We start from the raw sequence: 13,398 nt of genomic DNA, 5'->3' as shown, positions 1-13,398 counted from the left end.
GCCGTGCGCCGAGGGGCGCGCGGCCTGTGCACGGCCCGGTCGGTCGCCACTCAGTCGAAGCGGAGTGATCCGGTGCGGGTGCGCTTGAGCTCGAAGAAGTCCGGCCGGGCCGCCAGGACCCGGAAGGCGTCGAACAGCTCGGCCGCCTCGGCCCCGCGCGGGATGGCCCGCAGCACCGGGCCGAACCACACCGTTCCGTCGACATGAATGGTGGGCGTACCCACATACACGCCCGTGTCCGGCTCGGCGCCGGCCTCGTGACTGCGCCGTACCGCCTCGTCGTAGGACGGGTCGTGTGCGGCCGCCGCCAGGTCCTGGTCGAGTCCGAGTTCGGACAGGGACCCGGCGACCACCGCGTCGAAGTCCTCCTCCGCGCGTTCGTGGATGCGGACGCCGAACGCGGTGTACAGGTCCCGCAGCACCTTCTCGCCGTGCCGCTCGGCGGCGGCGACCGCGACGCGCACCGGGCCGATCGACTTGTCGACCAGTTCCCGGTACCAGTCGGGCAGTTCGTTGCCGCTGTTGTGCAGGTACAGGCTCATGACGCGGAACCCGAGGTCGAGCGGACGCTCGCGTTCCACCTCCAGCAGCCAGCGGGAGGTGATCCAGGCGAAGGGACAGACGGGGTCGAAGAAGAAGTCGACGCGGGTCGGCGAGTCAGGGGTCATGGCGTCGACGCTAGTGCGCGATTGGCACAGGGTCGCGGTCCAATCAGAAGGTCTTTTCATGGTCCACCTGACCCACCGGGCCCGCCTGTCTGCCGGGCCCGCCCAGTCCGCCGGGCCCACCTGGCCTGCCTGGTCCGTCCGGCCCGCCCGGTCCGCCTGGCCCACCAGGTCCGCCTGGCCCGCCCGGTCCGCCAGGTCTGCCGGTCCCACCTGGCCCGCCACGTCCGCCGGGTCCGTCTGGCCCGCCAGGTCTGCCAGGCCCGCCTGCCCTGCCCGGTCCGCCTGGCCCACCTAGCCCGCCACGTCCGCCGGGTCCACCTAGCCCGCCAGGTCTGCCAGGCCCACCTGGCCCGTCCGGCCCGCCTGCCCCGCCCGGTCCGCCAGGCCCACCTAACCCGCCACGTCCGCCGGGTCCACCTAGCCCGCCACGTCCGCCGGGTCCGTCTGGCCCGCCCGGGTCCGCCCGGTCCGCCCGGCCCTCCTACTCCGCCGAATCCACCGTGTCCGCCAGCCGTACCAGTTCCGCCAGCGGCAGCGAGCCGGGTGCCCGGCGCTCTCGCGCGAAGGTGACGGCGAGGTGCTGGAGCAGTTCGTTCAGCGGTGCCGGTACGCCGTGCAGCCGGCCCAGGAGCACGATCTCCCCGTTGAGGTGGTCGGCCTCGATGGAGCCGGTGCCGCGCACGAGGGACTGCCACGAGGAGCCGCCGCCGCGCGGGGCGCCGGGCAGCGGCACCAGGGTGATCTTGTCGCCGCGGGCCTCCTTCTGCTCCTCGGCGCTCGCCCATGGGATGCCGGCGGCGGCGAGCACCGCCTCGCCCTCGGCGCGCACCCTCGCGTACAGCGCCCGCGCCTCCTCGCTGTCCAGCAGGCCGCTGACCGCCTCGATCGCGTTGGCGAGGTTGCCGAGCAGCTTGGCGTACTGCCAGCGGGTCACGTCCGGCACGACCGGCGCCTCGAAGCGCGCCGACTCCAGGTCGGCGGAGATCCGCCGCAGAGTGTCGTCGGTGCCGCGCGGGTAGCGGCCCAGGTGCAGCATCCCGGTGAGCGGGGTGCCGGCGGCCGAGACGGCACCGGGTTCGACATGGGTCGCGGGCAGCCAGACGCAGACCCCGTACACGTGCCGGAAGCGGCGCAGGGCGAGCCGCTGTCCCTCCACCCCGTTCTGCGCGCACAGCAGCGGCAACGTCCGCTCGGCCGTGCCGCCGCCCGCGACCGGTGCCGGACCCCAGGCCGCCAGCGCCGCCTCGGTGTCCTGCGTCTTGACGGCCAGGACGAGCACGTCGTCGGCGCGCAGTTCACCGAGCGCCCCGGGCCCGTCCACGGCGGGCAGCCGGTACGTGAGCCGGCCCTCCGGCACCGTCAGCCGCAGCCCGACTTCCCGCAGCGCCGCGAGGTGCGCTTCGCGCGCGACCAGCACGACCTCGCGCCCGCTCTGCGCCAGCCGCCCCCCGATGGCACCGCCGACCGCCCCTGCCCCGATGATGATGTAGCGCATGGGACGAGCCTCCCACAGCCATCCGTGCGCTTCCCTTACCGGACGATCAAGGAGACCGTGTGACCCCGGAGTTGTTCACGCTCGGCGGCGACCTGCCCGTACGGCGCCTCGGCTACGGCACCGCGCAGCTCACCGGCCCCGGCTACTGGGGCCCGCGCGGCGACGCCCGGGACGCGGTGGCCGTGCTGCGGCGGGCGGTCGAGCGCGGGGTGACCCTGATCGACACCGCGGACAACTACGGGCCGTGCGTCGCCGAGGAACTGGTGGCCGAGGCCCTGCACCCCTACCCCGAGGACCTGGTGATCGCCACCAAGGGCGGGGTGGTCCGCACCAGCGACAGCGCCTGGCACATCGACGGCCGGCCGGAAGCGCTGCGGGCGATGTGCGAGGCGAGCCTGCGCCGGCTGCGGCTGGAGCGGATCGACCTGTACCAGCTGCACCGGCTCGACCCCTCCGTGCCGATGGCCGAACAGCTCGGCACGCTCGAGGAGTTGCGCAAGGAGGGCAAGATCCGCCACATCGGCCTGGACAGCGTCTCCGCCGAACAGCTCGCCGCGGCACTGGAGTCGACCTCCATCGCCTCCGTCCAGAACCGCTACAACCTCCTCGACCGCGCGTCCGAGCCGCTGCTGGAGCTGTGCGAGGAGCGCGGGATCGCGTTCCTGCCGTGGTTCCCGCTGGGCAACGGCACGTTGACCGGGCACCCGGAGTGCGCCCGGGTCGCCGCCGCGCACGGCGCCACACCGGGGCAGGTGGCCCTGGCGTGGCTGCTGCACCGCTCCCCCGTGCTCTGCCCGACGCCGGGCACGGGCACGCTCGCGCACCTGGAGGAGAACCTGGACGCGGCCGGTGTATCTCTCCGCGCCGACGAGCTGTCCCGGCTGTCCGCTCTCGGGTGAGCGCGCCCGCTCGGATCGCGTCGATCGCGTCCGCCCGGGTCAGGCGTCCGGGGCGGTCAGTTCGACGAGTTTGAGCACCGTGTTCCAGTTCCGGCTGGTGGCGATCAGGTCCTTGTTCAGCCGCTTCCTGGACAGGTGCTCGGCGAGCTTGGAGCGGCCGAGCCCGTCCGGCGCGTACAGGTACAGGGCCCGGTCGCCGAGGCGGAACTCCTCGGGCAGGTAGGCGTCCCGGTCGATCTCCGCGTAGCGCTCCGCTTCGACGGGCGCGGAGAAGTAGGTCACGTGCAGCTGCCTGCCCTCCAGCTCGGCGGCCGGGAACGGGCAGGCCTCGGCGACCGCCCGCAGATAGGCGTGGTCGCGCACGATCACGTCCACCGGGAAGCCGAACCGCTTCTCCAGCGCCGCCGTGAGCTCCGCGGCCAGGGACTCCTCGTCGCCGTGACCGGCGGCGAAGACGGCCTGGCCGCTCTGGAGATGGGTACGCACACGGGTGTGGCCGAGCTCCGCCACCAGGGTGCGCAGCTCGGCCATCGGGACCTTCTTGCCGCCCACGTTGATTCCGCGCAGCAGCGCGGCGTACGTCGTCATCCGCCCACGATAGAGCGGCCGGCGGAACGGTCACCCTGATCCGCGCCCCCGAGAAGCCGGGATAGGTGTAAGGGGTCGGCGTACTCCCCAGTGCGGAGGAAACGGGGTCCGGCAGGAGGAGCCCCGGCGGGGGCACTTCACCGGTCAGCACGACGAGCCGGGCATCCCCCCGCCCCTACCTTCGATGCGGAGGGCGACGGCAGGGGGCCGTCGCCGCGCACGAGGTCCGCAGGGCCTCTCAAGAAGGGGCAAGCCCGTCATGGTGAACGGAGAGACACGGGTGCGGGGCCTCGCCGCGCGGGCCGGCGGCTGGAGCGCCCGGCATCGATGGGCTGCCGTCGGTGTCTGGGTGCTGTTCGTCGTCCTGGCGATGGGGCTCGGTACGGCGGCCGGCCGGCTGGACGTCAAGGAGAGCGACCAGCTCAAGGGCGAGACGCACACCGCAGCGAAGATCATCGAGGACGCGGGGATCAAGGAACCGGCGAGCGAGACCGTCCTGATCCAGGCGAAGGACGGCTCCGGCAAGGCCACGGACGCCGACTTCCGGGCGGCCGTCGGCGACGTGATCACGGCCGTCGAGGGAACCGGCCTGGTCACGGACGTCACCTCGCCGTACGACACGAAGACCATCTCCGGGGACGGCCGCAGCGCACTGGTGCAGTTCGCGCTGCGCGGCGAGGCGGACACCGCGGGCGAGCGGGTGGAGCCCGTGCTCCAGGCCGTGGCGAACGTCCAGAAGGACCACTCCTCGCTGCGGATCGAGGAGATCGGCGGCGCCAGCATGCAGAAGCAGTACTCCGACGCCTTCGGGGACGACTTCCAGCAGGCCGAGTTCTCCGCCGTGCCCGTGGCCCTCGGCATTCTGCTGATCGCCTTCGGCGCGCTGGTGGCCGCGCTGCTGCCGGTGGCGCTGGCGATCACCGCGATCATGGCGACGATGGGCCTGATGGGCATCGTCAGCCACGTGCAGCCGATGAGCGACACCGCCAACTCCGTGATGCTGCTGGTCGGCATGGCGGTCGGCGTCGACTACTGCCTGTTCTACCTGCGCCGCGAGCGCGAGGAGCGGGAGGCCGGGCGGGACCCGGGGACCGCGCTGCGCATCGCCGCCGCGACCAGCGGGCGCGCGATCATCGTCTCCGGCGTCACGGTGTGCGTGGCGATGGCGGGCATGCTGTTCACCGGGGTCGCCGAGTTCGAGGCGATGGGCCTGGCCTCGCTGATGGTGGTGGCCGTCGCCATGGTGGGCTCGGTGACCGTGCTGCCGGCGCTGCTGTCGCTGCTGGGCGAGCGGGTCGAGAAGGGGCGCGTGCTGTTCCTGCGGCGGAGCGGGCGCGGCAACGGGGAGAGCAGGTTCTGGACGGCCGTGCTGCGGCGCGTGCTGGCCCGGCCCGTGGTGTCGGCCGTGGTGGCCGTGGGCGCGCTGCTCGCCGTCGCGGCTCCGGCACTGGGCATGAAGACCTCGCAGCTCACGCTGGACCAGGAGTTCGGCGACTCGCTGCCCATCGTGCAGACCTACCAGCGGCTCAACGAGGCCTTCCCCGGCGGTTCCCAGCCGGCCCAGGTGGTCGTGAAGGCCGAGGACGTCAACGCCCCCGAAGTCCGGCAGGCGTTGACCGCGTTCAAGGAGCGGGCCATCGCCTCGGGCGCCTCGCGCGGCCCGGTCGACATCAGGCTGCACGAGGACCGGAACGTCGCCCTCGTCTCCGTCCCGCTGGTCGGCGGCTCAGACCTCGACAAGGCGGGCAGGAGCCTGGAGAAGCTGCGTGACGAGGTGCGGCCCGCCACGCTGGGCAAGGTCGACGGCCTCCAGGCGCCGATCACCGGCCAGGTCGCCGGCTCGCACGACTTCAACGCCCAGCTCGTCGGCTCCGTCGTGCCGGTCTTCGTCTTCGTCGTGGTCTTCGCCTTCCTGTTGATGCTGCTGTCGTTCCGTTCGCTGACCGTCGCGATCACCTCGATCGTGCTGAACCTGCTGTCCGTGGGCGCCGCCTACGGCATCCTCGTCGCGGTCTTCCAGCACGGCTGGGGTGCGTCCCTGGTGGGCGCCCACGGCGTCGGCGCGATCGTCACCTGGCTGCCGCTGTTCCTGTTCGTGATCCTGTTCGGCCTGTCGATGGACTACCACGTCTTCGTGGTCTCCCGGATCCGCGAGGCGCGGCTGCGCGGCCGCGGCACGAAGGACGCCATCCAGCACGGTGTGGTCACCACGGCGGGTGTCGTCACCAGCGCCGCGGTCATCATGGTCGCCGTGTTCGCGATCTTCGGGACGCTGTCCATGCAGTCGATGAAGCAGATGGGCGTGGGACTGGCGGCCGCGGTGCTCATCGACGCCACGGTCATCCGCGGTGTGCTGCTGCCCGCGGTGATGTCCCTGCTGGGCGAACGCAACTGGTACCTGCCCAAGTGGCTGCACCGACTGCCGGACCTCACCCACGACGAGACGCCGGAGGCGGTCGCGGCCCCGCCCGCCCCGCCCACCCTGAGCAAGGGTGAGCGACTGGGTGTGTGAGCCCCCCTCAGTGGGCGGCGCTGGTCACCTTCGCCCGGCGGGCAGTTCGGCCTCGATGAGGTCGGCCGCCCGCCGGGTGCCGCCTTCCTGGGCCATGGCGGCCTGGACGTCCTTCAGCCGCCGGGCTGCCTCGGGGTCGTCGACGAGGGCGAGGGCGGTGGCACGCAGGGTCTCGGCTTTCGCCTCCTCCATGGGGAGGTGGCGGGCCACGCCGAGGCCCTGGAGCATGTCCGCGTTGCCGAACTGGTCGACGGCCTGCGGTACGGCGATCATCGGCGTCCCGGTGGCCATGCCCTCCTGGCTGCCCCCGGCCCCGGCGTGCGTGACGAACAGGTCGGCCTTGCGCAGGACCGCCAACTGCGGCACCCAGGAGCGCACTTCGACGTTCGTGGGGACGTCGCCGAGTTCGTCCGGGCGCACGTGCCTGCCGACCTGGAGCACCGTGTGCCAGCCCGGCAGCTCGCCGAAGGCCCTGACGCACTCCCGGTAGAAGTCGGGCTGTTTGGTGAAGGCGGAGCCGAGCGAGACGAGCACCACCTTCTCGGCCCCGGCGGGCCGCTCCCAGTCGCCCTGCGCAGAGCGGTCGCCCTGGCAGGCGCCGACGAAGCTGTAGACCTTCTCGTCGACCCGGTCGGCGTGCGGTTGCAGCGCGCGCGGGATCAGGACGATCGAGCGGTCGGGGCGGCCGACGAACGGGTCCGGGTGCTGGGTGATCCCGTTCTCCGCGAGCCACGCCTCGAAGCGGGCGTAGTAGGCCCGGCCCCGCTCCGTCTTCCGGGGCTCGGCCCACAGCGGTTCGGCGACCTCCTCCTCGTAGCCCTCCCAGGCCACGAGGTTCGGCGAGAGGGAGATCGCGGGCACGCCCCAGCGGTGGGCGAGGACGCGGGCCGGGTAGGAGGTGATGTCGTGCAGGACGAGGTCCGGCTCGTCGTCCCGGTAGGCCTCGATCAGCTGGGGCAGGGCGTGGATCGCGTCGTTCAGGAACGGCTCGACGTTGTCGAGCAGCGTGCTCCCCCAGGCGGAGGGGTCGTCGTCGGGCGAGGGCAGCGTGGAGTGCCAGGGCTTCACCTCCGCGCCGGTCTCGGCGACCTTGTCCGCGAAGACGGGCGGGATGGCGTACGTCACCCGGTGTCCGCGCGCGACGAGTTCCCGGATCACTTCGAGGCTGGGGTTCACGTGTCCGTGGGCGGCGACGGAGAACATGGCGATGTGGGTGCGAGTGGGCATGCCCCGGACCTTAGGCGAGACGATACGTCTCGTGCAAAGCGTTTTCGGTGCCTGCGGACGGACCGCCCCGGCCGGGACACCGGACACCGGCCCCGACCTGTGCGGATGCGACACTGACCCGGCGAAAGGGCGGGGCTTCGGCGCGGTTGCCGTGGCCCGGACGAGGACACGGAGGCGGACGATGGACGAGGCGCGGGCTCGGGAGGTACTGGCCGGGACAGGGGTGTTGCCCGGTCCGGCACGCGACGCGCGGCTGCTCGCCCTGGGCGAGAACGCGGTGTTCGCCGCCGGGGACCTCGTCGTCAAGGTGGGCCGGGACGCCGAGCTGTGGGACCGGGCGCGGCGCGAGCTGCGGATCGCGCTGTGGCTGGCCGAGGCCGGTGTCCCCGCGGTGCGGGCCGCCGCCACGGAGGCGATCCTCACCGAGGGGCATCCGGTGACCGTGTGGCACCGGCTGCCCGATCCGGTACGGCCCGCCGAGCCGCGGGACCTGGCCGAACTGCTACGTCTGGTCCACGCCCTGCCCGCCCCCGGCTTCGAGCTGCCGCGCCGCGAGCTGCTCGGCGGCGTGGAACGCTGGCTGCGGCTCGCGGGCGACACGATCGACCCTGCCGACGCGGCGTATCTGCGGGAGCGCCGCGACGGCTTCGCGGCGGCCGCCGCCGCGCTCACCCCGCAGCTGCCGCCGGGCCCGATCCACGGCGACGCGCTGCCGCGCAATGTCCACGTCGGTCCGGACGGGCCGGTCCTGGTCGACCTGGAGACCTTCTCCTCCGACCTGCGCGAGCACGACCTGGTGGTCATGGCCCTGTCCCGGGACCGCTACGGCCTGCCCGCCGAGGCCTACGACGCCTTCACCGGGACGTACGGCTGGGACGTACGCGAGTGGGAGGGCTGCCCGGTACTGCGCGGCGCCCGCGAGACGGCCAGCTGCGCCTGGGTCGCCCAGCACGCCCCCAGCAACCCCAAGGCACTGGCCGAGTTCGAACGCCGGGTGGCGTCCCTGCGAGACGGGGACACCACCGTACGCTGGTACCCGTTCTGACCCTTCCGCCCCGGCGCAGGACGAGCGGACGCCGGTCCGTGGGCACGACGAGCGTGACCGGAACGGCGAAGCCCGCCGCTCGGAACGCGCCCCCGGCGCCCTGGGCTCAGACCGTCTCGCCCGCCGGCTGCCGCAGCGGCCACGCGCCGTCGACCACCGCGTCCGGGTCGCCCTTGCGGCGCAGGAAGCCCTGGAAGTCCGCCGCCCAGGCGGCGTGCCACTCGATCTGGCGGCGGTGCAGCTCCGCCGGGCCGAGGGCCGCGACCTTGGAGTGGCGGCCGGCTATCGCGGCGGCCAGCCGGGCCGCCGCGAGGGCGTCGGCCGAGGCGTCGTGGGCGGCGTCCAGGACGACGCCGTACTCCGCGCAGACCGCCTCCAGGGTGCGCTTGCCCCGCCGGTAGCGGTCGGCCCAGCGGTCGATGGTGTACGGGTCGACGACCGGGCCCGGCTCCGCTCCGCCCAGGCGGTCGCTCAGGGACCGCAGTCCGTACCGGTGCAGTTCGGCGGAGAGCAGGGTCAGGTCGAAGGCCGCGTTGTACGCCACGACCGGCACGCCCGTCTTCCAGTAGCCGGTCAGGGCGTCCGCGATGGCGTCCGCGACCCGGTCGGCCGGCTCGCCCTCGGCGGCCGCGCGTTCGTTGCTGATCCCGTGCACCGCCACCGCCTCCGCCGGGATCTCCACGCCGGGATCCGCCAGCCACTCCCGGCGTCCCCTCGGCTCCCCTCCCCTGACCTCGATCACGGCCCCGGTGACGATGCGCGCCTCGCGCGGATCCGTCCCGGTCGTCTCCAGGTCGAAGCCGATCAGCAGCTCCCGGTGCCAGCCCATGGCGGCCCCCCTTCTCGGTGGTGCGTTCCCCCAGTGGCCTCCACGATCGCACGCGCCACTGACAATCCGAGGACCACGTTCCGCTTTCCGCCCGGGGACTGAGGGCGTTTCAGGACACCGGGCGCGAATCCACCCACATCAGCTCGAACTCCTCGCGATAGGCGGAGAAGAGCCCACCCTCGTCGATCTCGCCGGGTTTGACCACCTTGTTCCCGTTCCGCAGGACGAAGACGGGGGCCTCCATACCCCGACTGCGGCGCAGATAGGACTGCACGACCGCGATGCCGTCCGAGCCGTCGCCGTCGACCAGGTAGGCGGTGACGCGAGGGGTCTCGTCGTAGACCTGGATCTCGAAGGCGCCCGGGTCGCGCAGCCGGCCGCGCACCCGGCGCATATGGAGGATGTTCATCTCCACCGAGCGGCTCAGCTCGCCGCGCTTGAGCCCGAGTTCGCGCTCGCGCCGCTTCACCGCGCTGGACGCCGGGTTCAGGAACAGCAGCCGCACCCGGCAGCCGGACTCGGCGAGCCGCACCATGCGGCGGCCGGAGAAGTTCTGCACGAGCAGGTTCAGGCCGATGCCGATGACGTCCAGGCGGCGGGCGCCGCCGAAGATGTCCTCGGCCGGGAACTGGCGCAGCAGCCGCACCCGGTCGGGGTGCACCGCGACCACGTCGGCGTACCGGTCGCCGACGAGGTCCTCGACCGCGTCGACCGGCAGCCGCCGGGCGGAGGGCACGTCGCCGCCGGTGCCGAGGATGTCGAGCAGCCGCGCGGAGGCCCGCTCGGCCTGGCTGAGCACCGTCTCGGACAGGGCCCGGTTGCGGGAGACGACGTTGCGGGCCACCTCCAGCTCGTCCAGGGCGAGTTCGACGTCCCGGCGCTCGTCTATGTAGGGCGCGAAGCACGGCCAGTGCTGCACCACCAGCTCACGCAGTTGCGGCAGGGTGAGGAAGCTGATCACGTTGTCGTCGGCCGGGTCGAGCAAGTAGCCCTTGCGGCGGCTGACTTCGCGTACCGCGACGGCCCGCTGCACCCACTCCTGGCCGGCCGGTCCGGCGGCGGCCACCACCCAGTCGTCGCCGTGGACGGGCTCGTAGACGGGGCGCAGCACGGCGGCCACGACGGCGCGCAGCCGCTGTTCGACGAGGTTCAGCCAGATGTAGGCGCGGCCGGCCCGCTGGGCGCGCGTGCGCACCTCGCGCCAGGCGCCCGCGTCCCAGTCCAGCTCCGGCCCGATGGCACCCGCGTCCATCGGCCTTGCCAGGGACACCGCACCGGACGGGACGTCTGCGGAGTGCCCCTCGTGACCCTCGTCACCAGGGGGCAGCTCCAGGCCTCCCGAGCCCACCCGTGCACCGCCTTCCGCTCCCCCGGGCACTCCCCGTCCCAACGATCAAGGAAGGGTACTCCGGGAGCGGCGCGCGACGCAGCCGGATGCACAGCTCCTTTCTCAACTTCCGCATGGTATTTGCCCGTTCCGGCGGGCCGGGGCCTGACGAGTGAGCTGATTCATAGCCGGTGACCGGCACCGGCCGCCGTCCGCGTCCCGGGCGGCGCGGTGGAACCCCGTGTCCGCCACCTCACCGGGTGAGTGCCGGCCCGCCCGTTGACCTGCGGGCACGCCCCGGCCTCATGGCCCACTCGGACCACCACGCCCGCCCTGTCCACTCTGTCCGCGCCATCCACGCTGTCGACAGGGGCCCTCCTCGTCCCACGGGCACCGTTCGCCCCGCCGGTTCGGCACACGGACGTGCGTCATAGGTGCTTCCCCGACTTTCCTGGAGACTCGGAGCCAAGGCGCCACCCGCGGCGCCGCACACCTGAAAGAGTCTTGTCCATGCAGGTCTGGCCTGGAGAGGCGTACCCACTCGGCGCCACGTACGACGGCGCCGGCACCAACTTCGCGGTCTTCACGGAGGCCGCGGACCGAGTAGAGCTGTGTCTGCTGCACGACGACGGCTCGGAGACGGCGGTGGAACTGCGGGAGAGCGACGCGTTCGTCCGGCACGCGTACGTGCCCGGTGTCATGCCGGGACAGCGGTACGGGTTCCGGGTGCACGGTCCCTACGTCCCGGAGCGCGGACTGCTCTGCAACTCGGCGAAGCTGCTGCTCGACCCGTACGCGCGTGCGATCAGCGGCTCGATCCGGTGGGGGGAGGAGGTGTACGGCTACCACTTCGACGACCCCGGCCGGCGCAACGACCTGGACTCGGCGCCGCACACCATGACGTCCGTCGTGGTCAACCCGTACTTCGACTGGGGCGACGACCGGCTGCCGCGCTGCGGCTACCACGAGACGGTGATCTACGAGGCCCACGTCAAGGGCCTCACCATGCGCCACCCGGGACTGCCCGAGGAGCTGCGCGGCACCTACGCGGGCCTCGCCCACCCGGCGGTCATCGACCATCTGACCGAACTCGGCGTCACCGCCCTCGAACTGATGCCCGTACACCAGTTCGTGAACGATCACCGCCTGGTCGATCTGGGCCTCAACAACTACTGGGGCTACAACACGATCGGCTTCTTCGCCCCGCACAACGCCTACGCCTCCTGGGGCGACCGCGGCCAGCAGGTCCTGGAGTTCAAGTCGGCGGTCCGGGCGCTGCACGAGGCCGGGATCGAGGTCATCCTCGACGTCGTCTACAACCACACCGCCGAGGGCAACCACCTGGGGCCGACACTGTCGTTCAAGGGCATCGACAACCCGCGCTACTACCGGCTCACCGACGACCCGCGCTACTACATGGACACCACGGGCACCGGGAACTCCCTGCTCATGCGGTCCCCGCACGTGCTCCAGCTGATCATGGACTCGCTGCGCTACTGGGTCACCGAGATGCACGTCGACGGCTTCCGCTTCGACCTGGCGGCCACCCTGGCGCGGCAGTTCCACGAGGTGGACCGGCTGTCGTCGTTCTTCGACCTGGTGCAGCAGGACCCGGTGGTCTCCCAGGTGAAGCTGATCGCCGAGCCCTGGGACGTCGGCGAGGGCGGCTACCAGGTGGGGAACTTCCCGCCGCTGTGGACCGAGTGGAACGGCAAGTACCGCGACACCGTGCGGGACCTGTGGCGCGGTGAACCGCGGGCGCTCGCCGAGTTCGCCTCCCGGCTGACCGGCTCCTCCGACCTCTACCAGGACGACGGCCGCCGCCCGCTGGCCTCGATCAACTTCGTCACCTGCCACGACGGTTTCACCCTGCACGACCTGGTGTCGTACAACGACAAGCACAACGAGGCCAACGGCGAGGACAACCGGGACGGCGAGAGCCACAACCGGTCCTGGAACTGCGGCACCGAGGGCGACAGCGACGACCCCCGGGTCCTCGAACTGCGGGCGCGGCAGACGCGGAACTTCGTCGCGACGCTGATGCTGTCCCAGGGCGTGCCCATGATCAGCCACGGTGACGAGTTCGCGCGCACCCAGCGCGGCAACAACAACGCCTACTGCCAGGACAACGAGCTGTCCTGGGTGCGCTGGCCGGAGCCCGGCGAGCAGGACGCCGAACTGCTGGACTTCGTCCGGGCGATGGCGGGGCTGCGCAGGGACCACCCGGTCCTCCGGCGGCGCCGCTTCTTCCACGGACGGCCGGTGGAGGGCACGCACGACGAGCTGTCCGACATCGCCTGGTTCACCCCCGATGGCCGGGAGATGACCCAGCAGGACTGGGACTCGGCGCGGGCCTCCGCGCTGACCGTGTTCCTCAACGGCAACGCGATCTCGGAGCCCGGCACGCGCGGGGAGCGGATCGCCGACGATTCCTTCCTGCTGCTGTTCAACGCCGCGCCGAAGCCGCTCGACTTCGCCGTGCCGGTCGATCACGGGCGCCAGTGGCAGGTGGTGGTGGACACCGCGCGCACGGACCCCGTCCCGCCGGGCACCGGCCCCAAGGTGAGTGCCGGGGAACGGCTCACCCTGACGGACCGCAGCCTGACCGTGCTGCGACGGCCCGCGTAGCGCCCGTTCCGCGCCGGGAGAGGAGCCTGCGCGGAACTCCCCCTGCGAGCCGGCGCGCCACCCCCGTCGAGGAGTCGGCGCGGCGCTCACCCATCCGGGCGAGGACGGGCACCCGCCCGGGTGGGGCCCGGGGCACATGGCGGCCGGGTGACACCAAAGGCGGCCGGAGGGGTACGTAGC

9 protein-coding genes and 1 pseudogene are annotated in these 13,398 nt (G+C 72.5%); 4 read left to right on the top strand and 6 right to left on the bottom strand.

The features are described from left to right. Nucleotides 1-50: 50 nt before the first annotated feature. Both ACIQFZ_RS14745 and ACIQFZ_RS14740 read right to left on the bottom strand, forming a co-directional pair. Nucleotides 51-668, bottom strand: coding sequence for a DsbA family protein (locus tag ACIQFZ_RS14745; RefSeq protein WP_402691356.1), 618 nt, complete (start codon nucleotides 666-668; stop codon nucleotides 51-53). Nucleotides 669-1,149: 481 nt separating this feature from the next. Further along, the gene (locus tag ACIQFZ_RS14740; RefSeq protein WP_402691355.1) at nucleotides 1,150-2,163 is read right to left on the bottom strand and encodes a ketopantoate reductase family protein; all 1,014 of its coding nucleotides are present in this window, start codon (nucleotides 2,161-2,163) and stop codon (nucleotides 1,150-1,152) included. Nucleotides 2,164-2,222: 59 nt separating this feature from the next. Between ACIQFZ_RS14740 and ACIQFZ_RS14735 the strand changes: the two genes are divergently transcribed. Then, nucleotides 2,223-3,062 (top strand): aldo/keto reductase, encoded by an 840-nt coding sequence (locus ACIQFZ_RS14735; RefSeq protein ID WP_376651027.1) that lies wholly within the window; start codon nucleotides 2,223-2,225, stop codon nucleotides 3,060-3,062. 39 nt (nucleotides 3,063-3,101) lie between these two features. Here ACIQFZ_RS14735 and ACIQFZ_RS14730 read toward each other — a convergent pair whose 3' ends face one another. Beyond that, nucleotides 3,102-3,650 (bottom strand): DUF1697 domain-containing protein, encoded by a 549-nt coding sequence (locus ACIQFZ_RS14730; RefSeq protein WP_376651028.1) that lies wholly within the window; start codon nucleotides 3,648-3,650, stop codon nucleotides 3,102-3,104. A 259-nt stretch (nucleotides 3,651-3,909) separates the two neighbouring features. Between ACIQFZ_RS14730 and ACIQFZ_RS14725 the strand changes: the two genes are divergently transcribed. Continuing rightward, nucleotides 3,910-6,162 carry an MMPL family transporter gene (locus ACIQFZ_RS14725; protein ID WP_402691354.1) on the top strand — a complete coding sequence of 751 codons (2,253 nt, stop codon included), beginning with the start codon at nucleotides 3,910-3,912 and terminating at the stop codon, nucleotides 6,160-6,162. Between the two features lie 24 nt (nucleotides 6,163-6,186). Here the strand turns inward: ACIQFZ_RS14725 and mgt are convergent. Beyond that, nucleotides 6,187-7,426 (bottom strand): annotated as a pseudogene (gene mgt / locus ACIQFZ_RS14720) (macrolide-inactivating glycosyltransferase). 144 nt (nucleotides 7,427-7,570) lie between these two features. Between mgt and ACIQFZ_RS14715 the strand changes: the two are divergent. Beyond that, nucleotides 7,571-8,434 (top strand): phosphotransferase enzyme family protein, encoded by an 864-nt coding sequence (locus ACIQFZ_RS14715; RefSeq protein ID WP_383058848.1) that lies wholly within the window; start codon nucleotides 7,571-7,573, stop codon nucleotides 8,432-8,434. A gap of 106 nt (nucleotides 8,435-8,540) precedes the next feature. Here ACIQFZ_RS14715 and ACIQFZ_RS14710 read toward each other — a convergent pair whose 3' ends face one another. Beyond that, nucleotides 8,541-9,263 (bottom strand): 3'-5' exonuclease, encoded by a 723-nt coding sequence (locus tag ACIQFZ_RS14710; protein WP_365423244.1) that lies wholly within the window; start codon nucleotides 9,261-9,263, stop codon nucleotides 8,541-8,543. Between the two features lie 109 nt (nucleotides 9,264-9,372). Beyond that, entirely contained in the window at nucleotides 9,373-10,641 is a 1,269-nt protein-coding gene (locus tag ACIQFZ_RS14705) for an SAV2148 family HEPN domain-containing protein (RefSeq protein WP_361412478.1), read from the bottom strand. 459 nt (nucleotides 10,642-11,100) lie between these two features. Here ACIQFZ_RS14705 and glgX point away from each other — a divergent pair, with 459 nt between their 5' ends. Beyond that, nucleotides 11,101-13,218, top strand: a complete 2,118-nt coding sequence (glgX, locus tag ACIQFZ_RS14700; protein ID WP_402691353.1) for a glycogen debranching protein GlgX — start codon at nucleotides 11,101-11,103, stop codon at nucleotides 13,216-13,218. Nucleotides 13,219-13,398: the final 180 nt, after the last annotated feature.

Source organism: Streptomyces sp. NPDC093064, assembly GCF_044754605.1.
In the GTDB taxonomy this organism is placed as follows: domain Bacteria; phylum Actinomycetota; class Actinomycetes; order Streptomycetales; family Streptomycetaceae; genus Streptomyces.
This window is presented reverse-complemented; position numbering and strand designations above follow the sequence as displayed.